A 26,025-nucleotide genomic window follows, 5' to 3' on the forward strand; every position below is an offset into this window, starting at 1 on the left:
AGAGGAGGATATTTTATGAGTGGATTATCACATTTGGACGAATTGGAGGCAGAGGCGATCTACATCATCCGTGAAGTAGCCGCTGAGTGCGAAAAGCCGGTAATGCTTTACTCCATTGGAAAGGACAGCTCCGTTATGCTGCACCTTGCCATGAAAGCATTTTATCCGGAGAAGCCGCCTTTCCCATTTTTACATATCGATACGACCTGGAAATTCCGTGAAATGATCGAGTTTCGTGACCGCATTGCAAAAGAGAACGGCATTGAAATGCTGGTTTATACCAATCAGGAAGGTGTGGATGCCGGTATTAACCCATTTGACCACGGTTCCGCTTACACGGATATCATGAAGACACAGGCATTAAAACAGGCACTCAAAAAATATGAGTTTACGGCAGCATTTGGCGGTGGCCGTCGTGATGAGGAAAAATCCCGTGCGAAAGAGAGAATTTTCTCTTTTCGTAATGAGGCACAGGCGTGGGATCCGAAAAACCAGAGACCGGAGATGTGGAAACTTTACAATACCAAGATCAATAAAGGTGAGAGCATCCGTGTATTCCCAATCTCAAACTGGACAGAAAAGGATATCTGGCAGTACATCAAACGTGAGAACATCGAGATCGTGCCACTCTATTTTGCAAAAGAGCGTCCGGTCGTATACCGTGACGGCAATATTATCATGGTGGATGATGACCGCTTCAAATTCCGTGAAGGTGAGAAGCCGGAGATGAAAAAAGTCCGTTTCCGTACATTAGGATGTTATCCGTTAACCGGCGGCGTTGAGTCCGATGCGGAGACTTTGGATGAGATTATTGATGAGACACTTGCAGCCGTATCTTCAGAGCGTACCAGCCGTGTGATCGATAACGAAGCGGCAGGCAGCATGGAGCGTAGAAAAAGGGAGGGGTATTTCTAAATGAAAGGTTTACTTAAATTTATTACCTGCGGAAGTGTGGATGATGGAAAATCCACATTGATCGGACATATTTTATATGATGCAAAACTGCTGTATGCAGATCAGGAGAAAGCACTTGAATTAGACAGTAAAGTTGGAAGCAGAGAGGGCGCTATCGATTATTCCCTGCTGCTTGACGGTCTGATGGCAGAGCGCGAGCAGGGTATCACGATCGACGTCGCATACCGTTATTTTACAACAGAAAAAAGAAGTTTTATCGTTGCAGATACCCCTGGACATGAAGAGTATACCAGAAATATGGCAGTTGGAGCTTCCTTTGCAGACCTTGCCATCATTCTTCTCGATGCAACACAGGGCGTGCTTGTGCAGACAAGACGCCATGCAAGGATCTGTGCACTGATGGGAATCCGTTACTTTGTATTTGCGGTAAACAAGATGGATCTGATCGGTTACGACCAGGAAAAATTTAATGCGATCCAGGCAGAAATTTTGCAGCTTGCAGGTGAACTTGGATTAGAGAGCGTTAAGATCATTCCGGTATCCGCAACAGAGGGTGATAATGTCACAAAGAAATCCGATAATATCCCATGGTACACAGGAGAACCGATCTTAACCTATCTCGAAGAAGTTGATGTGACAGAAAAGTCAAAAGAGCAGGGATTTTATATGCCGGTACAGCGTGTGTGCCGTCCAAACCATACGTTCCGCGGTTTCCAGGGACAGATTGAGGCAGGCGAAGTGCGTGTGAGTGATACATTAACCGTATTACCGGGCAATGAGACAGCCAATGTAAAAAGTATTTTGGTAGCCGGAAAAGAGGCAGATACTGCACAGACCGGACAGCCGGTTACCATTCAGTTAGATAAAGAGATCGATGTATCAAGAGGATGTGTGCTGGAAAATGGCAGCGGCATTACGGCAGCACAGAAATTTACCACAACACTTTTGTGGATGGATGATAATAAGTTGTCAGCAGGTGGCGATTACTTTATCAAACTTGGAACGAAACTGATCACAGGTACCGTAACAGAGATCACATATAAGATCGATGTGAATACCGGAGAACATCATTCAACCGATACATTAGGAAAGAATGAGATCGCAGTCTGCAATATCGTGCTGGATGAAAAGATCCCGCTTGATGTATTTAAGAAACATAAGACTATGGGCGAACTGATCTTAATCGACCGTGTGACGAACATGACGTCTGCCTGCGGTGTTGTAGAGCAGTTTGCAAGCGGCAATGAGACAGATGAGCCGGTATTTGTTTATGGAGATTTAAAGGCACGGGGAGATATCTTTGAAGAGTTCTACTATAACATGGAGAAATCTTCCATTGCAAAACACAAACCGGAACAGAAAAAATACACAGTAGGCGATGAGATCCCGACAAAGAGTGAAACTTATGAATATCCGGAGTATTTTGATATTCTGATATTAAGAGACCAGGTTGCAGTACAGGTGCGTGACAATAAGATCGGAGCGATCCTTCCATTAGGTGAATACCGTTACTCAGGTGTTCCGGTTGTAAATGGAAGAGGATTTGCGGTGAATGTAAAATCACAGAAAGACTTACAGACATTCTTAGATGGATATGGACAGGGAGAGACAGATACAGAGTTCTGGAATCACTGGCTGACATTCGGAACTTACCGCAAAGTGATCTTCCATGAAAACTATTGGGAAATCTGATGCGCAATCGTTTGTGCAAAATTTTAGTACCAGTTTAAAAGCTGGTACTAAGGTACTGTTTATTTTGTATAGTTTGAGCCGTAAAAAAAGTTTAAGTTTGTGCACACTTATCCTGCCGCTCATGCTATTATAATTACTGTAAAAACCCCCCAATACATTATATATAGTTTTTGCTATACCCCATAGTAAAAATACCTTCTCCTAAAAAGATAGCTAGCCGATAGCTATCTTTTTTTATTTGCAAAAGTACAGTAGACATCGTAATAAATATTTTCACGTTTTGGACCGACCAGAGAAGCAAGTTTTGCATAGAGATCCGGGTGCATGCGGATCAGATAAAATTCGTCTTTTCTACCGGGTAGTGGAAGGTATCTAACACGATCGGATGAAAACATGCCATACGCATACTGTCATACTGCGAGTATGTGTGCAGACGGTAATGCCTTGTCGAAAGGAAACGGATGACCAAACTGAGGTAACTGAGGTTTTTGTGGTCTTTTTCTGTCTCGGAAAGAGAGGTATGAGACAGAAAGTACATCAGCAGAATTGGAAGATCCACATAAAAGGACAGATAATCCAGTTCTGTTTCATCCGGGATTATTTCTTTTTTCCGTGTATCATAGTCATCTACGACCGAATAGGCTTCATCCCAGCTTATTGCATCTTCTTCTGCCCTAAGACGGTAGTATTGAAATACGAGTGAAGGAGGACAGTCATAAATAGAACCCTTGTGCGCAAGAACTTCGGTGTAATGCTGCTTTGTCAGTTCAGATAAATGCAGGCGCAGTGAAATAATTAGTGTAAATAGATCTTTTGCTATCATCTGTATATCGGATAAAATAATTGGCTAACAGAGGATAATGTGCTATAAAAATATTAGGTATGTGCTTGGATTTTTTCATTGCTAAAGTACCATTCTGTGTTATAATAAAATAGAATTTTCGTAAATTTTCGTAGATGAGGAGGAAAATTCTCTGATTATCGGAGAATTTATATTTTATGAATCAGGAAGAATCAGTTTATGAATTAAATCGTATACAAAGATATATTATGCAGATGCGTCCACTGTTGAAAAAGAATGCGCTATTTTCAGATGGAACGGCAGATTACAGACAGCCGGTGGAACCAAAAGCCGGTGAAGAAGTGACGATCCGGTTCCGTACAGCACGTGACAATGTCGATATCGTCTGGTTGTGCACGCAAGATAAAAAATATAAAATGAAAAAAACAGAGACCGAGGGAGCCTTTGACTATTATGAGGTAAAGATCACGCTTGGTGAGGAACCGTTTTACTATTATTTTAAGGTAGCAAGCGGTATGTTAAATGTGTATTATGACCGTTATGGCATCAGCAAGGAAAAACGTGACGAGTACCGTTTCTGTATCATTCCTGGATTTTCAACACCGGACTGGTCAAAAGGTGCTGTTATGTACCAGATCTTAGTTGACCGTTTTTATAATGGTGATACATCAAATGATGTGTTGACGGATGAGTATTATTATATCCGTTCTACCAGCAGAAAGATGGATAGCTGGGATCAGTGTCCGTCTGATTTTTCTGTCGCAGAGTTTTACGGTGGAGATCTCGAGGGAGTCAGACAAAAACTGGGTTATCTGCAGAATCTTGGCGTGGAAGTAATTTATTTTAACCCATTATTTGTGTCACCTTCCAATCACAAATATGATATTCAGGATTATGACTATATAGATCCTCATTACGGTAAAATCGTAGAGGATGGTGGAGAACTGTTAAAAGATGGCGTGAGTGATAACCGGAAAGCAACACGCTATATTAACCGTGTAACGAATAAGAAAAATCTTGAGGCGAGCAATGAATTTTTTGCAGAGCTGGTGAAAGAGATTCATGCGCGCGGCATGAAAGTTATCTTAGACGGTGTATTTAATCATTGTGGTTCTTTCAATAAGTGGCTTGACCGGGAGGAAATCTATCAGGTAAGCGGGGATTATGAGGATGGTGCGTTTATTTCAAAAGACAGTCCATATCGTAATTTCTTTGGCTTTCAGGATCAGTTTGCATGGCCTTATAATACGACTTACGAAGGCTGGTGGGGGCATGATACGCTGCCAAAACTCAACTATGAAGGTTCTGAAAAATTGTATGATGACATTATGCGTGTTGCAGCAAAATGGGTATCACCGCCATACAATGCAGATGGCTGGAGACTTGATGTTGCTGCAGATTTAGGACATTCCCCGGAAATGAACCATAAGTTCTGGAGAGATTTCCGTAAATCAGTAAAAACAGCAAATCCCAATGCAATTATTCTGGCAGAACATTACGGTGATCCAAAAGAATGGCTGCAGAAAGGTGACCAGTGGGATACCGTTATGAATTATGACGCGTTCATGGAGCCGCTGACATGGTTTTTAACCGGTATGGAAAAACACAGTGATGAATCAAAGCCACAGTTAAAGGGAAGTTTGAAAGATTTTGAGGGTTCCATGCGTCATTATATGGCAAGTCTCCAGACATCACAGCTTTTGTGTGCCATGAATGAGCTTTCGAATCATGATCATTCCAGATTTATGACAAGAACCAATGAAAAAGCGGGACGTGCAGCAGCACTTGGTACCGCAGCCGCCGAGGAAGGAATAAAGCCGGCAGTATTCCGTGAGGCGGTCGTTGTTCAGATGACATGGCCGGGAGCACCGACGATTTATTATGGAGACGAGGCGGGACTCTGCGGATTTACAGATCCGGATAACAGACGTACCTATCCATGGGGAAAAGAGGATGTCGTTCTGATCGATTTTCACCGTGATATCATCCATATCCACAAAGAAAACGAGGCACTCCGCACCGGCTCCCTCATGTTTTTAAATGGAACTTCCGCGAACGGAAATCATACAGGCAGTAATGCAGATGGTAATCTGCGAGCAGATGATAATCTGCTTTGTTACGCAAGATTTAACCGCAGCCAGCAGTTTGTTGTTCTGGTAAATAATAAAGAGGAAGAACGTGATGTAACGCTTGAGGTATGGCAGTGCGGTATACCGAAAAATGCGGTGTTAGAGCGCGTAATCCTTTCAAATGAGACAGGTTATTCCTTGATGCCGAAAAAGTATGAAGTAGTGGATGGAGTGTTTAAAGTAAGCTTGCAGAAATATTCTGCTGTTGTTCTGATGTATGACAGAACAAGAGACTAGTACATTGATAAAAAATGCTTGCATAAAAGAAGTCACTATGCTATAATCTTTTCTTGTCAGAGCGCATTTTGTGTATCTGATGAATGGGCAGATTCCCGAGTGGCCAAAGGGGACAGACTGTAAATCTGCTGCAATTTGCTTCGGTGGTTCGAATCCACCTCTGCCCATTATGTATTGTCCGGTAGGATGACATTTTTAAGTAGCTCGTGAGTGAAAGTCTTCGAACATAGGCGGCAGTACATATGAAAAATGCCGGCGTGGCGGAACTGGCAGACGCGCAGGACTTAAAATCCTGTTGTAGAAATACAGTACCGGTTCGATTCCGGTCGCCGGCATTATAGAGAGAAGTAAGACATCGGTTTTAGAACCGGTGTTTTTTTAATTCATAGAAAATTACGTCCTATGAATCAAAAAGCCCTCCGGGCGGGATGGGCATCTTGCGGAGAAGAAGTCAGCTGTAAACAGCACCGATCGGGCATTTTAAAATTTTAGCGCAAATAGGGTGTTAACTATTGGTGGATTTGTGCTATAATGCAATTATTCAATTTATACTATAAGAAGGGAAAACCGTGTTCAGATTTGATACGGAAGAAAGGTACGATGAAACAGGAAAAAGTTACATTCATTCATTCCATTTCGGCAAAAATTACACTCCTTGCCGTTTTTATTGTTGTTGTATCATTGGTGGGAAGTATGATCAATGCCAGTTCAAAGTCGAGTGATGTTGTTGAGACAGTCAATGCGCATTACATCCTAAGTCTGGCAGAGATGGGAGCGCAGACGATTGGAAATATTCCGGCAGAGATAGCAACGGATGAACAGTTTTCTAGGGTTGTAAGTGATATCAGCATGAAAGGCGTAGACAGTGCATATGCTTATCTGGTGTCAGCGGATGGCACAATGCTTTATCATCCGACAGCAGACAAGATCGGAAAAACGGTTGAAAATCCCGTTATTAAAGGTGTGGTATCACAGCTTGCATCCGGAACCGTTCCGGAGAATGCTGTTGTTGAATATGATTTTAATGGTGCAATCAAGTATGCAGGGTATGCCCTGACCCCGGATCACATGATCGTGGTCGTATCGGCTGATAAGAGTGATATTGTAGAGCCGGTCAATGAGATGATCCGTTCTATGTGTATCACAGCAGCGATTACGCTTGTTGTATGTGTGATCATTGGCTATGTGTTAAGCCGTTTTATCTGCGCACCGCTTGAAAGCCTGACAGAGATTATAAAGAATACTGCAAATCTGAATTTCAGTCACAATGCAAAAAGTGATGGTCTGTGCAAAAGAACAGACGAAACCGGTTTCATGGCGCGTGAACTTCGCATCATGAGAAAGAATCTGCGTGAAATGGTTGCAAATATTGATACGGCAAGCCAGCAGATCACCGGAAATGTAGATGGATTAAAACAGGTAACTGAGACCGTAGACCATATGTGTTCGGATAACTCAGCAACCAGCCAGCAGCTTGCAGCAGGCATGCAGGAGACAGCCGCAACTACTGTAAATATCAATGAGAATGTCGGTACCATGAAGGATGAAGCTGAGCGGCTTACAGAGATGGCAGAAAAAGGTGCAGATGTTTCCAATGAAGTTATGGACAGAGCAAAGAATCTGCGCAATAAGACAGTAACTGCAAGTTCCCGTACTATGGATATGTATACAAGTGTCAAAGAGAAATCTGAAAAGGCGATCGAGGGATCAAAGGCAGTTGAAAAGATCAATGAACTGACCAATACCATTATGGAGATCTCTTCACAGACCGGACTTTTAGCTTTGAATGCAAGTATTGAGGCTGCAAGAGCCGGAGAGGCAGGACGTGGATTTGCAGTTGTTGCGACAGAGATCGGAAGCCTTGCAGACCAGACTTCAAAAGCGATCGCTGATATCGGTAATATTGTAAAAGCCGTCAATGAAGCAGTTGGCAATATGACAGAGTGTCTGGGTGAAACGACAGAATTTCTGGAAACGAATGTAATTGAAGATTATAAAGAGTTTGAAAAGGTTGGCGAACAGTATCAGGAAGATGCAGATGTATTCAAGTCCAACATGAATCAGGTAAAAGATTCCATGCTGCAGCTTTCAGATCTGATCGAGTCGATCGCACAGGCGTTAAGCGGCATCAATGATACTGTGGGCGAAGCCGCAGTCGGTGTATCCGATATTGCTGAAAAAACAAGCGGTATGGTTGAAAAAACAGGCGCTACACATGATATGGTATCTGAATGTTACTCCTGTGCAGATAATCTGCGTGAGATCGTTGGCAAGTTTGTATTAAAATAAAATCTATTGTCATGAATCATGGCCTGTCCTCATAAGATGTGGTAATCACAGATTATGAGGGCAGGCTTTTTTGATTCATAGGAGATTACGTCCTATGAATCAAAAAGCCCCTGGCAGAACCTTGATGTGAAAAGTATGCGGTAGGGAGGCTATGATGCAGGAAAAGTCAAATGAACAGCAAAAAGAGCAGAAACGGGGATATAACCTGTTGGATAAAGAAGAAGAAAAATCGATGCTGTCATGTTTTGTGGAACAGCTGAATGATCCGCTTATTTTTATTTTGTTTGCGGCGGCAGCAATATCTCTTCTGCTGCAGGAATTTGGGGACATGTGCATTATACTTGCAGTAGTGCTTTTAAATGCCATAGTCGGAGTGATCCAGGAGGGGAAGGCAAAGCGGGCATTAGAGGCATTGGAAAAAATGACAAGTCCGCATGCACTGCTCCATGATGAGGATGGAATCCATGAGATTCCGGCATCGGATCTGATACCGGGGGATATTGTCTGCCTTGAAGCAGGCAGACAGGTGCCGGCAGATATCAGGATCATATCGGCTGTCAATTTAAAGATCGAGGAGTCAGCGCTTACCGGCGAATCTGTTCCGGTTCCTAAAAATACGACGGATCAAAATGAGGCATATATGACCACTAATGTTACATATGGACGTGGAGAAGGAATCGTCACTGCGATAGGGATGGATACGAAGATAGGCGGTATCGCAAAATTGCTTTCCGGGACAAAAACGGAGCTGACGCCGTTACAGAAAAGGCTGGCGGATCTTGGAAAAATCCTTGGTACCGTTTCTGTCTTTTTGTGTATCCTGTTGTTTGTCATGGCAGTTTTGCAGAGGCGCAATGTTGCAGAAATGCTGATCACGGCAATATCATTAGCGGTTGCTGCAGTTCCGGAAGGTCTGCCGGCGATCGTTACGATGGTACTTGCACTTTCGGTATCACGTATGGTGAAGGTCAATACGATCGTAAAAAGACTGCCGAGTGTGGAGACATTAGGCTGTGTGAGCGTGGTATGCTCGGATAAGACGGGAACACTGACGCAGAACCGTATGACTGTGACAAGATGTTATACAGATGGAAAAATCTGCGAACCAAAGAATCTCAACCGCAGAAAAAACAGATATTTTCTGGAGGGATATACCCTTTGCAATGATGCGTCTGTCCGTGGGGAACGGATCGGAGATCCCACAGAACTTGCCCTGCTTGATATGGCGGAAAAATTTGATCTGCAGAGAGAGAGATTAGAAGAAAGTTTTCCGAGAATACAGGAAATCGCGTTTGATTCCGACCGGAAAATGATGACGACATTACACCGGGGAGAAAAAGAAAAAATTTCTTATACCAAAGGTTCCCCGGATGAAATATTAGAGCGTGCTGCATTCCTGATGAAAGATGGTGAGCGTGTGCCGATGACCCCGGAGAGACGAAAAGAAATCGATCAGGTGATCCGTACGTTTACGAAAGATGCACTCCGGGTACTGGCACTTGGGATGCGAAATCCGGCTGACGGTTTAAAGGAAAACGGGCTGACTTTTCTGGGAATTGTTGGAATGGCTGATCCCATACGTCCGGAGGCACAGGAGGCTGTAATGGAGTTTTACCGTGCAGGGGTAAAAACGATCATGATCACGGGGGATCGGATCGATACGGCATTTGCGATTGCAAAAGAACTGCACATTGCATCGGAAGAAAGTGAGTGCATTTCGGGAGAAACGTTAACGGATATGACAGATGAAATGCTTGCAGAAAAAATAAAAAAGGTGCGTGTGTTTGCCCATGTTTCGCCGGAGCATAAGGTGCGCATCGTGGCGGCATGTAAGAAAAACGGGGAGATTACTGCAATGACAGGAGATGGTGTCAATGATGCACCGTCATTGAAAGCAGCAGATGTCGGGATCGCTATGGGAAAGGCAGGAACGGATGTGGCGAAAAATGCAGCGGACATTGTGTTGACGGATGATAATTTTGCGACGATCGCAAAAGCCATTGCGCAGGGAAGATGTATTTATGAGAATATCCGGAAATCTGTGATATTTCTGTTGTCTTCTAATTTCGGGGAGATCATAACAATGCTTGCGGCTGTAGCCTGCGGATTTGCGGCACCGTTAAAATCAAGTCATATTCTATGGATCAATCTGATCACAGATTCGCTTCCGGCACTGGCGCTTGGTGTGGATGAGGAAGAAAATAAAAGTTACATGGACAGACCACCGCGCGGAAAGGATGAGAGTCTGTTTGCAGGGGGTGGGTTAAACTGTACCTGTTTTTATGGGGCATTGATCGCATTTATCAGTATGACAGCGTTTTTGCAGCTTCCGGTGGGAATCCTGCTTGGGGCGGGCAGCACGGTCACACCGGCAGCAATCAGGCTGCTTCTGGCAGATGCAGAGCTTTTAAGCCGCTGCCAGACCTATGCATTTACGGTACTTGGTATGTCTCAGCTCTTTCATGCGATCGGTATGCGTGATGTTGAAACATCGCTGTTTCAGATGAACCATCTGGAAAACAGATTAATGATTGCTGCATTCGCAATCGGAACAGGACTGCAGCTTCTCGTGACGGAAGTTCCTTATTTTGTTAATCTGTTTGGAACCTGCAGATTAACACTGCTTGAATGGGTAAAACTGCTGGTACTTGCAGCCATGCCTTTACTCGGACATGAACTGTTAGTATTGGGAGGCTGTCTGGGAGAAAAAAGAGATAAGAAAAATTTAAAGGGAAAAGATCAGCAGGCGGTATCGTCTGGTGGGCGGTGGAGCTAAAAAAAACATTCATTTTTTACGGGGGGTGTGGTATAATGAGGTGTCCGTAAGTTTTGGGCAGGTTTTTGCAGGAAAGGATATTGGAAATTATGGAAGAGAAAATGACAATGGAAATCACGAACGACAGACTTGAGGAGGCCATTAAGGAATATGCCGCAGACCGCACGAAAGAGAATCTTACCACAGTGCTGAATCTGCTTCGTCCGACAAAGCTGTTTGTGCCGGCAATGTTACAGGCACCGGATCGTCCGATTCCATGTTTTTTAAAGAATAGTAATGAAGAACAGTTTTTAGTAGTATATACGTCAAAAGCGCAGATCCCGGAGGAGCCAAAGAGCCAGGCGATGCTTAACATGCCATTCCCGGCATGCAATAATATCGTTGTAAAACCGGAATTAAAACTTGCCGGAATGGTGATCAATCCATTTTCTGACAACCTTGTGTTAAAGACAGAACTTGTACAGAAGTTACATGAAGTTGACGAGCAGGCGGCAAAACGTGCTGCACAGATGAAACAGGTGAAGATGACACCGGCACAGTTTCAGGTATTTGTAAAGCGTCAGGTTGAGTTTGCAGTACTGCCAAAGCGTCTGTTTACCGAAAAACAGGAGTTCATCAACAAGCTGTGTGATGAGAAAGAGGCTTTTGTCAATGAGATTTTTGCAGGCGTGTTCAAGGAGCCAAAGTTAAATCCATACACAGAGAACGATTACTCTGTAATGGCACTTGATATTGCAGAAGATCTGACATTGATCCGTGTAGATCTTCCGGAAAAAGGCTTAGTTCCGCCACTTTGCTACCGTATTTACCTGACGATCAATCCTAAGACCGGAAAAGCCGGCTATTATACGATCGAGATGTCAAAAGAAAAAGATGTCCGCATGTTAGGAGAGCTTTTAGAGGACGGAAAACATATAGATCACGGTGTGGCACCGGTAGAGGGTGCTGAACTTCAGAAGATCATGGATCTTGCCAGAGGTGAAGGCGCAGAGGTGACAAGCTAGATCTGGGATATGATGTCTCAGACAGGTAAATGAAAAAATGATATAACATGAAGGAAGGGGCTGTCTCACTAACTTTGTTAGTATGACAGTCCCTTCCCTTTATCTTTCGTTATGCTGGATGATATCGGCATATTGTCCGCGGGTGACTTTTAAGAGCGCATCCGGGTTTACCGTGATGGAGGTACCGATGCGTCCACCGCTGATATAAATCTTATCGAAGGAAGCAGCGCTTTCATGTACGACGGTTGGGAACTGCTTTTTCATGCCAAGAGGTGAGCAGCCGCCACGCACATAGCCGGTAAGTGGAGTCAGATCTTTTACGTGAAGCATTTCAAGTGATTTTTCACCGACACATTTTGCGGCAGCTTTCAGATAGACTTCCTCTGCGATCGGTACGACAAAAACATAATACTGCCTGTTCCCGCCGGCGGCAGCCTTGCCGGACATAACGAGCGTTTTAAACGACTGTTCTACCGGAGCACCGGTCTTTTCTGCGGTATGCAGACCGTCTATAAATTCATCACACTCATAATTGATAATTTCATAAGGTATTTTATTGCGGTCTAAAATGCGCATGGCATTTGTTTTTACTTCTTTTCCCATAGAGAAAACTCCTTTCATGAATGAACTGCGCTCATTGTAACACCACAGCAAAAAATAGACAACTGAAACAGAATGTATGTTTACGAAAAAATAAAAAAATGTTATTCTAATAAGGGAAATTAAGGCAATATATGAGGTGAATTAAAATGCGCCACATATAAGAACATGTGTGGCGGGAAATGAGGCAGAGTATGAAAGATTTTTTTAAGAGAGTAAAGGCGGATGCAATAATGTCAGCAGTTTTATGCATCGCATTGGGCGTGGTTCTGATCGTATGGCCGGGAGAGACGATCGATATCGTATGTAAAGTGCTTGCCGCAGGACTTATCATTCTTGGAGGGGTAGAACTGTTTTCCTATATTACCAATAGAAACGGTTATATGTTCACCGGAATCCTTGGGCTGATCGTGCTGATCATCGGTGTATGGATCTTCTTAAAACCGAGCAGTATCGTGAGCCTGGTACCGATCGTGATCGGTGTGATACTTGCTGTTCACGGTGTGCAGGATGTGAAAATGGCGTTAGAATCAAAGAATGGCGGATATGACAGATGGTGGATTATGCTGATCATTGCCATTATCAGTATTGCATTTGGCGTGCTCTGCATTGTCAATGCGTTTGGCATGGTCAAACTTGCCATGCAGTTTGTAGGAGCAGCCCTGATCTATGATGGAATCAGTGATCTGTGGGTTGTGACAAAGACGGTGCGGACGGTGAAAGATATGGAGCAGGAAGCGAAAGCAGTCGACGTAGATTATAAAGAAATCGATTAAGTGATTAAGCGGAAAGAAAGAGAAACAGATATAAAAAGTGTCCCTGAAAATCTGGATAAAAGATTTTCAGGGACACTTTTTTGGTTCGTGATAATAGAATATTTGAGCAAGCTGCATCTGATTGCCCAGACTGCGCTATACTGTAATTTTACCTTCATTGATAAGCCGGATAAATACGTCGACTAATTCCGGATCAAACTGTGTTCCACTGTTTTTTTTCAGTTCACTGACAGCATAGGAGACAGAGAGCGGATTTTTGTATGGACGTCTGGCAGTCATGGCATCAAAACAATCGGCGATGGTAAGTATTCTTGCCATATAAGGAATATCCTCACCGGCAAGACCACGCGGATATCCCGTGCCATCATACCGTTCGTGATGACCAAGTACTGCAGGAATTACATAATCCATATGTGGCAGATAACGGATCATTTTTGTGGAGTTTTCAACATGTGTCTTCATGATCTCATATTCTTCCGGTGTCAGTTCCGAGGTTTTCTGTAAAATACGTTCCGGAATACTGATTTTTCCGATGTCATGCAGCATACCGGCATCACGCACAAGTTCGATGTCATTTTCACTCATGCCAAGATCTCTGGCTAAGATCACAGCATATTTCGACACATTCATGGAATGGATAAATGTGTAGCTGTCCTTGGCATCGATCGCAGCGGTCAGTGCATAGATGGTAGGCGCAACACGTTCGTATGCAGTTCTTAAGTTCGAATCGGTGGAACGTGTCTCAAGACCGGCCCGGTAAACGGTAAGGTGACCTTTGCCCCCTAGTTTACCATAATAGATCGCCTGTTCTGCATTATGGAGCAGTGTTTTCGCATCTGGAGAAATAGATGGGAAAGTGGATATACCACAGGTAATGCTTGTGTCCCACACGGTATCGTTTTTGCTCCGCAGACTGATGATATTATGGATGATCTCATTAGCAAGTGCACCTGCACTGGTGGGATCATCCCCCTGTGTCAGTATCATAAAAACATCTGTACCATAACGGAATGCGAGGTCAGACGGGCTGATCTTTGAAAGGATTGCCTGTGCACAGAGCGTGATCAGATTATCTCCTTCCGTGGCACCGTAAAGCTCATTGTAGAGCTTGAAATCATCAATGTCGAGCAGGATCAGACTGATCGGGGTATCCGTCGAACAGGCATCTTTGATACATTCAAAGGCATGTTTTCTATTATATAAGGAAGTAAGACTGTCTGTGATCGAAGCATGGTAAGCATTATAATACAGGTTGGCGTTGCGCAGAAGATACGCAGCATAGTAACAGATACGGTCGAGACAGACAAGTTCCTCTTCGGTGTAGATGCGGTCCGCATCGTCAGCAATATACAAAAGACCAATGACAGCCTGCTGATAACGGATCGCCTTGATTGCGTGAATATTTTGCTGTGCGAGCCAGCGGCTCTGCCGGGGAGTTAACAGAGGATTGTCCGTAAGAAAATCTGATCCTGTTACAAGAAAACCTTTTTGGTGCAGTATCTCTTCGAGAAATGCGTCAGAAGGAACGGAGTAATCTTTTTCAAAGAAAATATCTCCCCATCTGCGTACAGTGTAAAAGGAACGTCTGGTGTTTAAATTCTGTGTTAGTAAAAGTCCCTGGGGATTCAGCAGCAAAATGAGAGAATCTATCAGGATATTGTAAATTTCATCGGTATTTAAAGTGCGGATCGCAGACGACAGGAAATTTTCCAGAATCGTATCTTTGTGTTCTGACAACATATGGTAAGGAGCCTCCGGAAGTGATTTTTCTTGAGAATGTAGAAATATTATACTATAATGCTTTTGGTGTGACAATGGTGCTTTTGATATAGCCGGTGCAGAAAAGAGGAAAGAAAATGAGATGTGAAGAGTTTAAAATGGAACGCACGGGATTGTTAGAGGTCGGGGATGTTTTGCCGGTCACAGAGGGAAAACTGCCAAGTTCCTACTATTATACATTAGGAAAGGCATATGCGATGTCTGCAAATTATGCGGTAAGTGAACGGATCAGATCAAGAGAGGGAAAAGTTGTAGACGTAAAAGAAACCCCAAAAGGGTACTTTGTGACAGTTGAATTTGACGAATAAATGGTATAAAATATATGTATTGTAATTTGAAAGGATAAGTACATGCGCTATATACCGACAAGCAGGTTAAAGCCGGGAATGGCTCTTGGACAGGATATTTATGATGGAGCGGGAAGACTTCTTTTAGCGAAACATCTGCTCCTGACATCAGAATATATATCCAACCTGGAGTTCCTCGGATATCCTGGAATATACATAGATGATGAATTTACATGTGGCATAGAGATACAACAGGTGCTCACACCACAGGTGCGTTGTCAGGCATTAAAACTGATACATGAGCTGTTTGATTTTGATACGGATGACAGCGAATTGCCGGTCGATGAAGTGAAGCTGCGCATGACAGTGAAAAATGTTGTGGAAGATATCCTGAAAAATGGCGATGTAATGTTTAACATAATGGATATCCGCAATTATGATGAATATATTTATTACCATTCAGTGAATGTCGGTGTGCTCTCTATCATGGTTGGAGCGAGATACGGACTGGAACGAAACAAATTATATGATCTTGGAATTGCAGCAATACTGCATGATTTAGGAAAAAAGTTTTTACCTGAAGAAATCGCAAATGGAAAATGGCCGCTTACCGGGAAAGAGAGGGAAGCGTGGAAAAGTCATCCAAAACTTGGAGCAGAATATTTGAAAACATCCTATCATTTTCCTGCGATGGTTTATAGTGGGATACTGATGCATCATGAATGGTTTAATGGTGAAGGATATCCGCTGGAAAAAAGCGGAAGAGACATACCGTTATATGCGAGGATCATTAAAGTTACAGACAGCTATGATGCAATGATATCAAAGCGTCCCGGCAGGGAACAGCTTTCGCCGGCAGATGCGATTGAATATATGATGGCAATGGCGGGAGCGGAATTTGATCCGCAGTTAGTTAATATATTTTTACGCAGAATGGCGGTTTATCCGATTGGATGCGAAGTGGAGTTATCAAACGGACAGCGCGGCATTGTGGCAAAGAATTTTAGAGATTTTTCTCTCAGACCGCTGGTACAGATCGTGGAGACAGGCGAGATGCTCAATCTCCGTGATGATCCGGAAGGTCGCAGCGTTACCATAGGAAGAATGATTATGTAAAAATACTTTGAGGGAGATATGACTGGACAGGGAAAGAGCGCGATAGATACGCTTTTGGCAGAAAGTTTTAAAGAACTTGCATTAAAACAGCCGATCGAGAAGATTACGATCAAAGAGATTACAGATAAGGCAGGCGTGATACGGCCGACATTTTATAACCATTTTCAGGACAAATATGAACTTTTGGAGTGGATCATAGATACACAGCTGATCGCTCCGGCAGAACCTCTGATACAGAACGGTATGGTAAACGAGGCATTGATACTTTTATTTTCCAACATTGAAAGAGAAAAGGAGTTTTATCAGAAAGCGATCCACTTAGAGGGGCAGAACTCGTTTGAGAGCATTGCACAGTCCTGTATCATGAAGGTGTTCCTGAGGGTGTTTGAACGTTCGGCAGCCACGAAGAAACCAAAGTATGTCTGGCTGACACCGGAACGTATTGCTGCGTATTATGCACAGTCCATGTGCTATATTGTCATGAACTGGATTCGGTCCGGGATGACGATCTCAGCGCGGGAGTTAGCAGAGATCTATGATTACATCATAAAGAGATCCATGGAAGATATTTTAGCGGAACTTTAATATGTGAATTAAATATACAATCGGAATCAAATGTTAACTTTGATATACATTTTGGGCAATTTGTATAATAAGATGCTACAGAAAAATTAGATTGAATCTTTTCAGATTTAGTCTTTTTTTTTACACTAAAGGAAATTGTGGCAGGGGGAATGTATGCCACAGGAAAATAAAAAGAAAGAAAAGAGTGAAAAAGATGATTAAGTTTGGAAAATGGGTAGTGAAATTCCGTATCCCGATTCTGATCCTGAGTTTTTTGCTGTTGATACCGACCGGGATCACTTACATGAATACGCGGATCAATTACGATATCCTCTCATATCTCCCGGGAGATATTGAGACGATGAAAGGACAGGATATCCTGTTAGACGAGTTTGGAACAGGTGCTTTTTCCGTGGCGGTCATAGATGGCATGCAGGAAAAAGAGATCACGCAGTTAGAGGATAAGTTAAAAGAGATCGACCATGTAAAAGATGTTTTATGGTACGGTGCACTTGCTGATATTTCCATCCCGATGGATATGCTGCCGGATGACCTGAGAGATTCCCTGCAGAATGCAGATACAGGCAGCCAGCTTATGATCATTACATTTGACACGTCCATGTCAGCAGATGAGACACTTGATACCATCGAGGAGATACGGGGACTGACCAATGAACAGTGTCTTTTGAGCGGTATGTCCGCAGTCGTTACCGATATCAAAAAGATCTGTAACAGTGAGGTCATCATGTATGTTGTGATCGCAGCAGGATTATCCGCACTGGTGCTTGCACTTACGATGGACTCATTCCTTTTACCGTTTATCTTCCTTCTGAGTATCGGTATGGCAATCGTATACAACCTTGGAACAAACTTTATTGCCGGAGAGATTTCTTTTGTCACACAGGCACTTGCAGCAGTGTTACAGCTTGCAGTAACGATGGACTACTCCATTTTCCTGTGGCACAGCTACTTAGAGAACCAGGAACGCTATCCGGATGACAGGAAACGTGCGATGTCCCATGCAATCTCACAGACGTTAACTTCCGTAGTCGGAAGTTCCATCACGACGATCGCCGGATTCCTTGCAATGTGTTTCATGACATTTACACTTGGTATGGATCTTGGTGTTGTTATGGCAAAAGGTGTTGTATTTGGTGTTATCGGATGTGTTACGATCCTTCCTGCAATGATCCTTGCAATGGATAAATGGATCGAAAAGACAAGACATAAAGCCTTCATACCGGATCTTGGACGTATCGGAGGATTTGTGACAAAACATTATTGGATTTTTATTATTTTATTCTTAGCGATCATCGGACCTGCTTTTTACGGACAGAATCACAATCAGGTATATTATGATCTGATGGGAACACTTCCGGATAACTTAGAGAGTGTAAAAGCAGGAAACGCACTGGAAAATGATTTTGATATGGGTGCGACACATGTGATCCTTGCAAGCAGCGATCTAAACTCCAAAGATGCAAGAAACCTGGAAAATGAGATCGGTGATGTGGACGGTGTAAAACTGGCATTAGGACTTGATTCCGTTATGGGACCTACCGTACCAAAGGATATGATCCCGGATGATATCAAAGAGATGCTTGACAATGGAAAATATCAGATGATCTATGTTATGTCTGAGTACAAGACAGGATCAGATGAGGTAAATGCACAGTGTGATGCGATCCGCGATATCATTAAAAAATATGATGACACCGCAATGTTAATTGGTGAAGCTCCATGTACGGAGGATCTGATCACGATTACAAATACAGACTTTAACACAGTAAATGCAGTTTCTATTATTTTAATCTTCATTATTATCGCATTCGTATTAAAGTCGATCTCATTACCGGTCATCCTTGTTATGGTAATCGAGTTTGCGATTTTCATCAACATGGGTATCCCGCATTATACCGGAACGGTTCTTCCGTTTATCGCTTCCATCGTAATCGGAACGATCCAGCTCGGTGCAACCGTTGACTATGCAATTCTTATGACAAACAAATATAAGAGAGCAAGAAACCACGGAGCAGAGAAACGTGATGCAGTAAAAACAGCGTTAGACAGTTCCTTACAGTCAGTCATCGTCAGTGCATTAAGCTTCTTTGCAGCAACATTTGGTGTTGGATTATACTCCAGTATCGATATGATCAGTTCCTTATGTATGCTTCTTGCAAGAGGTGCCCTGATCAGTCTGATCGTCGTAGCATTTATTCTGCCGGCAATGTTTATGGTATTTGATAAATTGATCTGTGCAACAAGTGCAGGTTTCCGTTATAAAAAAGATTCATCAGTTCAGTAAAATAGAGGAGGAAAAAAAGATGAAATTACCGGAATTAAAGAAAAAATTTACAAAGAAATATGTGATTCGTATTATCGCAGGTGTGCTGGTTGTCGGAATGGTTGGAACAGGCGTTTCCACAGCAAACGTATTTGCAGCAAAGACCGCACAGGAGAGCACTGAGAGTACAGAGAGTACCGAAAAAGACAGCAAAAAATCAGATACAAAAGATTCCGATGCTGAGAGCAAATTAAAAGATGCATTAGATGACAGTATCAAATTCAGCGAGAAAGAGATTGGCAAGGAAGAAACCGTATATGTCCTTGCAGACAGTACCGGAAAAGAGCGCAAAGTGATCGTTTCCGATCATCTGATCAATGATGGAAATAAAGATACCATCGAAGATGCTTCAGACTTAAAGGACATCGAAAATGTAAAAGGTGATGAGACATTCAAACAGGATGGCAGCAAACTGACCTGGCAGGCAGACGGCAACGATATCTATTATCAGGGAACCTCCACAAAAGAGACACCGGTATCCCAGACAATTACCTATTCTTTGGATGGTAAGGAAGTAAAGCCGGAAGAACTTGCAGGAAAATCAGGAAAAGTAACGATCCGTTTTGATTACACCAACAATGAGACGGTAAAAACAAAGATCGACGGAAAAGAGGAAGAAATCTATGTCCCATTTGCTGCGATCAGCGGAATGGTATTAGATGACAGCTTTTCTAATGTAAAAGTTACCAATGGTAAAGTAATCTCCGATGGCAAAAATAATATTGTAGTCGGATATGCACTTCCGGGATTAAAAGAGAGCTTAGATGTGGATGATTCTGATTTTGACGGAGATGTATCGATCCCGGATTACGTGGAAGTAACTGCAGATGTGGAGAATTTCTCATTAAGCACCACAATGACAGTTGTGATGAATGCAACAAACTTTATCAGCAAAGACGGAGATGCAGATCTTTCTGAAGTTGATGATATGTTAGATACTTTAACAGATGCAACAGATCAGTTAAAAGATGGTTCCGGTGAGCTCGCAGACGGTGTAGATACTTTAAAATCCAAGATGGGTGAGTTTAAAGACGGTGTCGGAACATTAAAGAACGGTATCAAAGATTATACGGATGGAGCTTCTACTTTATCCACAGGAATCGGAACATTAAAGAGTGGTGTGGATACCTTAGCAGGAAGTGTACCAACACTGATCAGTGGTGTGGGAACCTTAAAAGATGGTTCAGCAAGTGCAGCAAAAGGAGCATCTTCCTTAAAAGACGGAGCAGGAACCTTAAAGAAAGGTGCCAAGGATGTATCTACCGGAGCCAATACATTGTCCAAAGGTGCAAGTGATCTTTCCACCGGAGCCAATACACTTTCCACCGGAGTGAATGATCTTTCTACCGGAGCAGATACGTTATCCACTGGAGCGTCTGATTTGTCCACTGGAGCAGATACTTTGGCTGCCGGAGCTTCCAGTCTGAATACAGGTGTCCAGACACTTGCGAAAGGAGTAAAAGATTTAAATACTGCTGTCAACGGCGGTGAAACAACGCTTGCAGGCGGAGCATCTGCAGTCAGTGCAGGTGTGGATACATTCGTTGGAAAATTGGGAGATATGGCAGCAACTTTACAGACTAAAAAAGATCAGATCAATGCCAATTTACAGGCAAATGGTACATCCATTGAAAATGCACAGGCTACGATCGAATCATTAAAGAGCGCACAGTCAAATCTGATGAACGGAATTGCCATGTACAGTGCAAATCCTGCAAGTGCAACAGCAATTTTTACGCAGGTGGGACAGGCACTTGGCGGTGTTTCAATCAACAGTGTAAATGATGCAATGACTGTAGCGGTAAGCCTGTCAGACAAGATCGCAACAATTGGTCAGGCTCAGGGAGCTGTTTCAGCTATCGATGAAGCAGCTAGTCAGATTTCTGATCCGACAACACAGGCACAGCTTACAGCACTTCAGGCTGGTGCGAAACAGGTGGCAGATGGAGCAGCGCAGGCATCCGGTGCAATCAGTACTATGGCTGGAAAAATGGATGATCTGACTAGTGGTTCTGGTCAGGTGGCACAGGGAGCAAGTGATCTTGCAACAGGAGCAGGAACCTTAAAGAAAGGAGCAAGTGATCTTGCAACAGGAGCAACCAAGTTAAAGAAGGGTGCCGGAGACCTTGCAACAGGAGCAGGAACCTTAAAGAAAGGAGCAGGTGATCTTGCAACAGGAGCAGGTCAGGTGGCAGATGGAGCAACGACTCTGCACAAAGGAGCGTCTGATCTGTCTGACGGTTTAAATACTTTAGACGGTGGTATCGGACAGTTGAAAGAGAAAGCCGGATCACTTGCAACAGGAGCTGAGCAGTTAAAGAGCGGCACAGACCAGCTTGCAAGCGGGGCATCCACACTTGTTTCTAATAATGAAAAATTAAACGATGGTGCAGGCACTTTAAGTGATGGAACCGATGCGATCATTGATGGTGTGGGAGAGCTTTCTGACGGTGCACATAAACTTGCAGACGGAATCACAGAGTTCAGTGAAGAAGGAATCGACGAAATCATCAATTCTTACAATGGAGATATCGAGCCGCTTGTTGACCGTATCCAGGCTGTATTAGATGCCGGTGCTGATTACCAGACTTATACCGATATTGCAGATGGCGTGAACGGAAGTGTTAAATTTATTATCAAAACGGATGCGGTAAAAGCAGAAGACTAAAGAACCGCTTTTAGGAGGAGTAAGATGAATGCGTTGGAGAATCTGCTGATCATAGCAGGCATATCGCTGGATATATTTGCAGCCATGGAGTGTCAGGGATCACTGGTAGCAAAGATCGACAAAAAACAGCTTGTCAAACTGTGTGCACTGATTGCTGCATGGCAGATGGCAGCACTGTTCGTCGGAAGCTACCTGTCAGGACTTTTGTACCGTAACACCATAACGCACAATGAAAAAGTGACCGGGTTTGTCATTGCAGCAGCCATCTTTTTCTGCCTGGGAGTGCGGCTGGTTGCAAAAGCCATAAAAAATGAGCGGATCATAGAGCACTGTGAGCAGAAACTCGGCTGGAAACATCTGCTTGCAATTGCAGCAGTTACCAGTAGTTATACCCTGCTGACGGGTATAGCATTTGGTTTCCTTGGAACAAATCTTCTTGTGATGCTTCTGATGGTTGCGGGACTTACCATTGCGGTTGTCGTGGCTGGTATCTATACCGGATATCATCTGGGATTTGAGCATAAGACAAAAGCATATATTGCAGGAGCGATACTTCTGTGGATCGCGGGAATAGACGTTATCGTAAAACATATTTTGCGGTAGGATAAATCCGGTTTTCGGCTGCCAGAAAAATCTGGCGGCTGGGAACCGGATTTTTTTCGTACGTTGCAACAAGTTTTTTTCTCCGTTATAATGGTAATGTTGGAGGCAGAACAGATGAAAATTTTACTTACGGCGATTAACGCCAAATACATACATTCCAATCTTGCTGTGTATAATCTGCGTGCATATGCCGCACATTATGCGAAAGGCATGACGGCTTCAGACACGGTGGAGATCGGAGAATACACGATCAATAACCAGATGGAAGATATCTTAGAGGGAATTTATAAGGCAAAACCGGATGTTTTAATGTTTTCCTGCTATATCTGGAATATTGCTTATGTGGAGGAACTGGCAGAGGAATTTCACAAGCTGCGTCCGGAAGTGCCGATCTGGGTGGGAGGTCCTGAGGTATCCTACGAGACGGAGAGCTTTTTAAGATGCCATCCGCAGATTACCGGTGTGATGATCGGGGAAGGGGAAAAGACTTTCTGTGAACTGGCAGAGTATTATGCCGGAGAAATACGAAGCAACAAAGAAGCAAAAGAAATAAAAGAAATACAGACAATAAAACAAAGTGTAAATCTCGGAGAAATTGCCGGGATCGCATACCGGAATGAAGAAGAAATCGTTTTTACCGCACCGCGTGAGATGCTTGATTTAAGCGATATTCCATTTTGTTATGATGAAGCAGGCGATTTTAAAAACCGTATCATTTATTATGAATCAAGCCGTGGATGTCCGTTTTCCTGCAGTTACTGCCTTTCCTCCGTGGAAAAGCAGCTTCGTTTCCGCAACACGGAACTTGTGAAGAAGGAACTGCAGTTTTTTATTGACCGGGAAGTTCCACAGGTAAAATTTGTGGACAGGACATTCAACTGCAATCATGCGCATGCGATGGAGATCTGGTCTTACATCAAAGAACATGATAATGGGATCACCAACTTTCATTTTGAAATTTCGGCAGATCTGTTAAAGGAGGAAGAACTTGCCCTGATCGGTACCATGCGGCCGGGACTGATCCAGTTAGAGATCGGTGTGCAGTCGACAAATGGGGCAACGATCAAAGAAATCCACCGTACCATGCAGCTTGAACGGTTAAAGGAAGTTGTGAGAGAGGTTCAGAAACATGAGAACATCCATGAACATTTAGATCTGATCGCAGGACTTCCATTTGAAGATTATGATATATTTGCAAAATCTTTTGACGAGATTTATGAACTTCGTCCGAACCAGTTGCAGCTTGGCTTCTTAAAGGTGTTAAAGGGCTCCTATATGTATGAGCATGCGAAAGAATATGAGATCGCATACCACAGCAGACCGCCTTATGAGGTGCTTAAAACAAAATGGCTGCCTTATGATGATGTATTAAAGATACGCCAGGTGGAAGAAATGCTTGAAGTGTATTATAACAGCGGGCAGTTTGAAGTTACGATGAAAGTACTCGGAGTTCTGTTTAAAAGTGCTTTTTTCCTGTTTCAGGATCTTGGGAAATTTTATGAGAAAAAAGGCTACTTTGGCATGAGCCATGCGAGAATCCGGCGTTCGGAAATTTTGCTTGAGTTCGTGGAAGAAACATTTTCTGCTGACACGGAGAAGGAAAATCTACAGGAAGTGCAAAATCTTTGTGAGATTTCTGATATTATAAAAGAAAGCCTGATCTTTGATCTGTATTACCGGGAAAACTGCAAGAGCAGACCGGCATGGGCAAAAGATTTAAGCACATGGAAACAGGTGACGCGGATATACTGTAAAAATGGAAAGCAGTCCCATGTGGAGTGTTTTTCCTACCGGTTTCCGGATAAAGGAGAGCGTGTATTAAAAGAATTGCCAGAGCGTGCAGAAAAGCCATTATATGCACTGTTTGATTATACAGACAGAGATCCTTTAGATCATCAGGCAAAGGTAACATGGATCATGGAGGACGAAAATGCAGGATTATGTAGTAATTGATCTTGAAATGACAGGTCTGAATGTAAAGACCGATCATATTTTAGAAGTGGGGGCAGTCAAAGTCAGAAACCATCATGCCGTCGATCAGTTTGGTGCAATTTTACGTCAGAATATAAAGATACCGGAAAAAGTAACCGAACTTACCGGAATTACAGAGACGATGGTACAGGAAGGTGCAGAAAAAGAAAATGCCATGAAGCAGTTTTTTGAATTTATCGGAGATGATATCATCGTTGGGCAGAATGTGATTTTTGACTACGGTTTTTTAAAACAGTGGGCAGTCAACCACAATATGCCGTTAGAGCGGAATGCGGTCGATACTTTAAAACTTGCACGGAAATTTTTGCCCAGAGAACAGAAAAAAGATCTGGAAAGTCTGTGTGCATATTTTGGGGTAAAAAGAGAAAATGCACATCGTGCATTTCATGACGCTTACGAAACGTGGCAGGTTTATGAGGCACTCAGGGAACGGTATGAGGAAGAACATGCCGAAGATTTTTTGCCGAAACCGCTTCTTTATAAGGTAAAAAAGCAGACACCGGCAACGGCACGGCAGATGAAATATTTAAGGGAATATGCAGCACATTATCAGATAAAACTGCCGGATGATCTTGCAGAGATGACAAGAAGTGAAGCATCAAGACTTACAGATCAGCTTATTGCCAGACATGGAAAGCTGCAGAGGAAAAAATCAGATTTTAACGGATGATTCCTCTGGGAGCATTGCAGTCAGTTTTTCTACGATCGAACGTTTCATCAGGGAGTCAAGCTGTTCTGCAGATGAAAGGAGTTTACGGATCTGTTCCGTATCACCGGAAGACTGGTAGATCTCAGCTAAAAGCAGATAGTTCTGGCTTAAATCAGAACCAATGCTGATGCCGTATTCTAAAATTGTGCGGGCTTCATTCGTATGACCGAGTTCTATAAGCTGCCCTGCATAGGCAGTGAGAGCCTGGCAAAGTGTGGTAAAATTCTGCTCGTAGTCAGTCAGGGCAGGGAGACTGGCAGTCCCATAGGCGATCTTTAGATCGGTATTGGTCTGCGTGCCCAGATTGACGATCTTTTGTCCGGAAAGAGCCTGCAGAGTTTTTTCATATTTTTTTAATAAATCATTTTCGTACATACCTATTGGAAATTTATCAAAAGGTATGGTAATATAGGGAAGTCCGCTTAAATCCTTTAAACGGGTGTTGTTTGCAATGGATTCTTTTTTCCAGAAACGGTCGGTGGCGCTCTCCTGAGAGCGGATGGAACGTTTGCGGAAAAATGTGAGCAGGCAGGTAACTGCAATAAATAAACCTAAAAGTGGCATGTTAAATCCTTTCCGTGCCGTGTTTTTGAAATGGAGGTACATCGATATGTATGATTTCAGTAAAAAGAAAAATAAAAAAGTACTTGCAGCAGTTGTGATCATTCTGGTAGGAACAATGTTACTTACTACTGTACTTGCGGCACTGTTGTAATAAATCTGTTCATGTAAAATATACTAAA

Annotated in this window: 19 protein-coding genes and 2 tRNA genes; 17 read left to right on the forward strand and 4 right to left on the reverse strand. The window is 43.1% G+C overall.

All coding sequences use genetic code 11. The features are described 5' to 3' along the window. The first annotated feature begins 15 nt into the window (after window positions 1-15). A complete protein-coding gene (gene cysD, locus H8S51_RS03610) occupies window positions 16-915 on the forward strand; it encodes a sulfate adenylyltransferase subunit CysD (protein WP_006856328.1) in 900 nt (299 codons plus the stop codon). Then, window positions 916-2,607 carry a sulfate adenylyltransferase subunit 1 gene (locus tag H8S51_RS03615; RefSeq protein ID WP_186899333.1) on the forward strand — a complete coding sequence of 564 codons (1,692 nt, stop codon included), beginning with the start codon at window positions 916-918 and terminating at the stop codon, window positions 2,605-2,607. It abuts the gene before it with no gap. A 331-nt stretch (window positions 2,608-2,938) separates the two neighbouring features. On the opposite strand, the gene H8S51_RS03620 is transcribed toward H8S51_RS03615, so the two are convergent. After that, window positions 2,939-3,430, reverse strand: coding sequence for a hypothetical protein (locus H8S51_RS03620; RefSeq protein WP_186899334.1), 492 nt, complete (start codon window positions 3,428-3,430; stop codon window positions 2,939-2,941). 176 nt (window positions 3,431-3,606) lie between these two features. On the opposite strand from H8S51_RS03620, the gene H8S51_RS03625 reads away from it, so the two are divergent. From H8S51_RS03625 to H8S51_RS03650, 6 genes are all read left to right on the forward strand, one after another. Beyond that, window positions 3,607-5,775 (forward strand): glycoside hydrolase family 13 protein, encoded by a 2,169-nt coding sequence (locus tag H8S51_RS03625; protein ID WP_186899335.1) that lies wholly within the window; start codon window positions 3,607-3,609, stop codon window positions 5,773-5,775. Between the two features lie 85 nt (window positions 5,776-5,860). Continuing rightward, window positions 5,861-5,942: transfer RNA gene (locus tag H8S51_RS03630), tRNA-Tyr, on the forward strand. 84 nt (window positions 5,943-6,026) lie between these two features. Next, window positions 6,027-6,110 (forward strand) — tRNA-Leu (locus H8S51_RS03635). A 265-nt stretch (window positions 6,111-6,375) separates the two neighbouring features. Then, window positions 6,376-8,064 (forward strand): methyl-accepting chemotaxis protein, encoded by a 1,689-nt coding sequence (locus tag H8S51_RS03640; protein ID WP_117919982.1) that lies wholly within the window; start codon window positions 6,376-6,378, stop codon window positions 8,062-8,064. Between the two features lie 154 nt (window positions 8,065-8,218). Further along, on the forward strand, window positions 8,219-10,840 hold the full coding sequence (locus H8S51_RS03645) for a cation-translocating P-type ATPase (RefSeq protein ID WP_241070877.1): 2,622 nt from the start codon (window positions 8,219-8,221) through the stop codon (window positions 10,838-10,840). Between the two features lie 89 nt (window positions 10,841-10,929). After that, on the forward strand, window positions 10,930-11,844 hold the full coding sequence (locus tag H8S51_RS03650) for an SseB family protein (RefSeq protein ID WP_117920112.1): 915 nt from the start codon (window positions 10,930-10,932) through the stop codon (window positions 11,842-11,844). A 99-nt stretch (window positions 11,845-11,943) separates the two neighbouring features. On the opposite strand, the gene ybaK is transcribed toward H8S51_RS03650, so the two are convergent. Beyond that, on the reverse strand, window positions 11,944-12,447 hold the full coding sequence (gene ybaK, locus H8S51_RS03655; RefSeq protein ID WP_117919986.1) for a Cys-tRNA(Pro) deacylase: 504 nt from the start codon (window positions 12,445-12,447) through the stop codon (window positions 11,944-11,946). Window positions 12,448-12,638: 191 nt separating this feature from the next. Here ybaK and H8S51_RS03660 point away from each other — a divergent pair, with 191 nt between their 5' ends. After that, on the forward strand, window positions 12,639-13,220 hold the full coding sequence (locus H8S51_RS03660; RefSeq protein ID WP_117919988.1) for an HdeD family acid-resistance protein: 582 nt from the start codon (window positions 12,639-12,641) through the stop codon (window positions 13,218-13,220). Window positions 13,221-13,355: 135 nt separating this feature from the next. Here the strand turns inward: H8S51_RS03660 and H8S51_RS03665 are convergent, their stop codons facing one another. After that, window positions 13,356-14,960: a bifunctional diguanylate cyclase/phosphohydrolase gene (locus H8S51_RS03665; RefSeq protein ID WP_241070878.1), complete on the reverse strand. Its 1,605-nt coding sequence runs from the start codon at window positions 14,958-14,960 to the stop codon at window positions 13,356-13,358. Window positions 14,961-15,076: 116 nt separating this feature from the next. Here H8S51_RS03665 and H8S51_RS03670 point away from each other — a divergent pair, with 116 nt between their 5' ends. The 8 genes from H8S51_RS03670 (at window position 15,077) to H8S51_RS03705 (ending at window position 25,243) form a co-directional block, all read left to right on the forward strand. Next, entirely contained in the window at window positions 15,077-15,307 is a 231-nt protein-coding gene (locus H8S51_RS03670; protein WP_117919990.1) for a hypothetical protein, read from the forward strand. A 42-nt stretch (window positions 15,308-15,349) separates the two neighbouring features. Further along, complete coding sequence (locus H8S51_RS03675; protein ID WP_117919992.1) at window positions 15,350-16,402, forward strand: HD-GYP domain-containing protein; 1,053 nt, start codon at window positions 15,350-15,352, stop codon at window positions 16,400-16,402. 18 nt (window positions 16,403-16,420) lie between these two features. Beyond that, window positions 16,421-16,987: a TetR/AcrR family transcriptional regulator C-terminal domain-containing protein gene (locus H8S51_RS03680; RefSeq protein WP_186899336.1), complete on the forward strand. Its 567-nt coding sequence runs from the start codon at window positions 16,421-16,423 to the stop codon at window positions 16,985-16,987. Window positions 16,988-17,180: 193 nt separating this feature from the next. Beyond that, entirely contained in the window at window positions 17,181-19,271 is a 2,091-nt protein-coding gene (locus H8S51_RS03685; protein ID WP_186899337.1) for an efflux RND transporter permease subunit, read from the forward strand. A gap of 19 nt (window positions 19,272-19,290) precedes the next feature. Continuing rightward, window positions 19,291-21,978: a YhgE/Pip domain-containing protein gene (locus tag H8S51_RS03690; RefSeq protein ID WP_186899338.1), complete on the forward strand. Its 2,688-nt coding sequence runs from the start codon at window positions 19,291-19,293 to the stop codon at window positions 21,976-21,978. 24 nt (window positions 21,979-22,002) lie between these two features. Next, complete coding sequence (locus tag H8S51_RS03695; protein ID WP_186899339.1) at window positions 22,003-22,581, forward strand: manganese efflux pump MntP; 579 nt, start codon at window positions 22,003-22,005, stop codon at window positions 22,579-22,581. Between the two features lie 114 nt (window positions 22,582-22,695). Beyond that, window positions 22,696-24,534: a B12-binding domain-containing radical SAM protein gene (locus H8S51_RS03700; RefSeq protein ID WP_186899340.1), complete on the forward strand. Its 1,839-nt coding sequence runs from the start codon at window positions 22,696-22,698 to the stop codon at window positions 24,532-24,534. Then, complete coding sequence (locus H8S51_RS03705; protein WP_186899341.1) at window positions 24,512-25,243, forward strand: 3'-5' exonuclease; 732 nt, start codon at window positions 24,512-24,514, stop codon at window positions 25,241-25,243. Before H8S51_RS03700 ends, H8S51_RS03705 begins: the two co-directional genes overlap by 23 nt. On the opposite strand, the gene H8S51_RS03710 is transcribed toward H8S51_RS03705, so the two are convergent. Continuing rightward, the gene (locus tag H8S51_RS03710) at window positions 25,226-25,846 is read right to left on the reverse strand and encodes a tetratricopeptide repeat protein (protein WP_186899342.1); all 621 of its coding nucleotides are present in this window, start codon (window positions 25,844-25,846) and stop codon (window positions 25,226-25,228) included. The genes H8S51_RS03705 and H8S51_RS03710 overlap by 18 nt on opposite strands. Window positions 25,847-26,025: the final 179 nt, after the last annotated feature.

It is taken from the genome of Roseburia rectibacter (assembly GCF_014287515.2).
Classification (GTDB): Bacteria; Bacillota; Clostridia; order Lachnospirales; family Lachnospiraceae; genus Roseburia; species Roseburia rectibacter.

Coding starts and splice junctions, on each gene's coding strand:
- H8S51_RS03615 (WP_186899333.1), top strand. CDS start 916: ATGAAAGGTTTACTTAAATTTATTACCTGCGGAAGTGTGGATGATGGA.
- cysD (WP_006856328.1), top strand. CDS start 16: ATGAGTGGATTATCACATTTGGACGAATTGGAGGCAGAGGCGATCTAC.
- H8S51_RS03640 (WP_117919982.1), top strand. CDS start 6,376: ATGAAACAGGAAAAAGTTACATTCATTCATTCCATTTCGGCAAAAATT.
- H8S51_RS03675 (WP_117919992.1), top strand. CDS start 15,350: ATGCGCTATATACCGACAAGCAGGTTAAAGCCGGGAATGGCTCTTGGA.
- H8S51_RS03660 (WP_117919988.1), top strand. CDS start 12,639: ATGAAAGATTTTTTTAAGAGAGTAAAGGCGGATGCAATAATGTCAGCA.
- H8S51_RS03645 (WP_241070877.1), top strand. CDS start 8,219: ATGCAGGAAAAGTCAAATGAACAGCAAAAAGAGCAGAAACGGGGATAT.
- H8S51_RS03650 (WP_117920112.1), top strand. CDS start 10,930: ATGGAAGAGAAAATGACAATGGAAATCACGAACGACAGACTTGAGGAG.
- H8S51_RS03700 (WP_186899340.1), top strand. CDS start 22,696: ATGAAAATTTTACTTACGGCGATTAACGCCAAATACATACATTCCAAT.
- H8S51_RS03705 (WP_186899341.1), top strand. CDS start 24,512: ATGCAGGATTATGTAGTAATTGATCTTGAAATGACAGGTCTGAATGTA.
- H8S51_RS03680 (WP_186899336.1), top strand. CDS start 16,421: ATGACTGGACAGGGAAAGAGCGCGATAGATACGCTTTTGGCAGAAAGT.
- H8S51_RS03620 (WP_186899334.1), bottom strand. CDS start 3,430: ATGATAGCAAAAGATCTATTTACACTAATTATTTCACTGCGCCTGCAT.
- H8S51_RS03710 (WP_186899342.1), bottom strand. CDS start 25,846: ATGCCACTTTTAGGTTTATTTATTGCAGTTACCTGCCTGCTCACATTT.
- H8S51_RS03695 (WP_186899339.1), top strand. CDS start 22,003: ATGAATGCGTTGGAGAATCTGCTGATCATAGCAGGCATATCGCTGGAT.
- H8S51_RS03625 (WP_186899335.1), top strand. CDS start 3,607: ATGAATCAGGAAGAATCAGTTTATGAATTAAATCGTATACAAAGATAT.
- H8S51_RS03690 (WP_186899338.1), top strand. CDS start 19,291: ATGAAATTACCGGAATTAAAGAAAAAATTTACAAAGAAATATGTGATT.
- H8S51_RS03685 (WP_186899337.1), top strand. CDS start 17,181: ATGATTAAGTTTGGAAAATGGGTAGTGAAATTCCGTATCCCGATTCTG.
- H8S51_RS03670 (WP_117919990.1), top strand. CDS start 15,077: ATGAGATGTGAAGAGTTTAAAATGGAACGCACGGGATTGTTAGAGGTC.
- ybaK (WP_117919986.1), bottom strand. CDS start 12,447: ATGGGAAAAGAAGTAAAAACAAATGCCATGCGCATTTTAGACCGCAAT.
- H8S51_RS03665 (WP_241070878.1), bottom strand. CDS start 14,960: ATGTTGTCAGAACACAAAGATACGATTCTGGAAAATTTCCTGTCGTCT.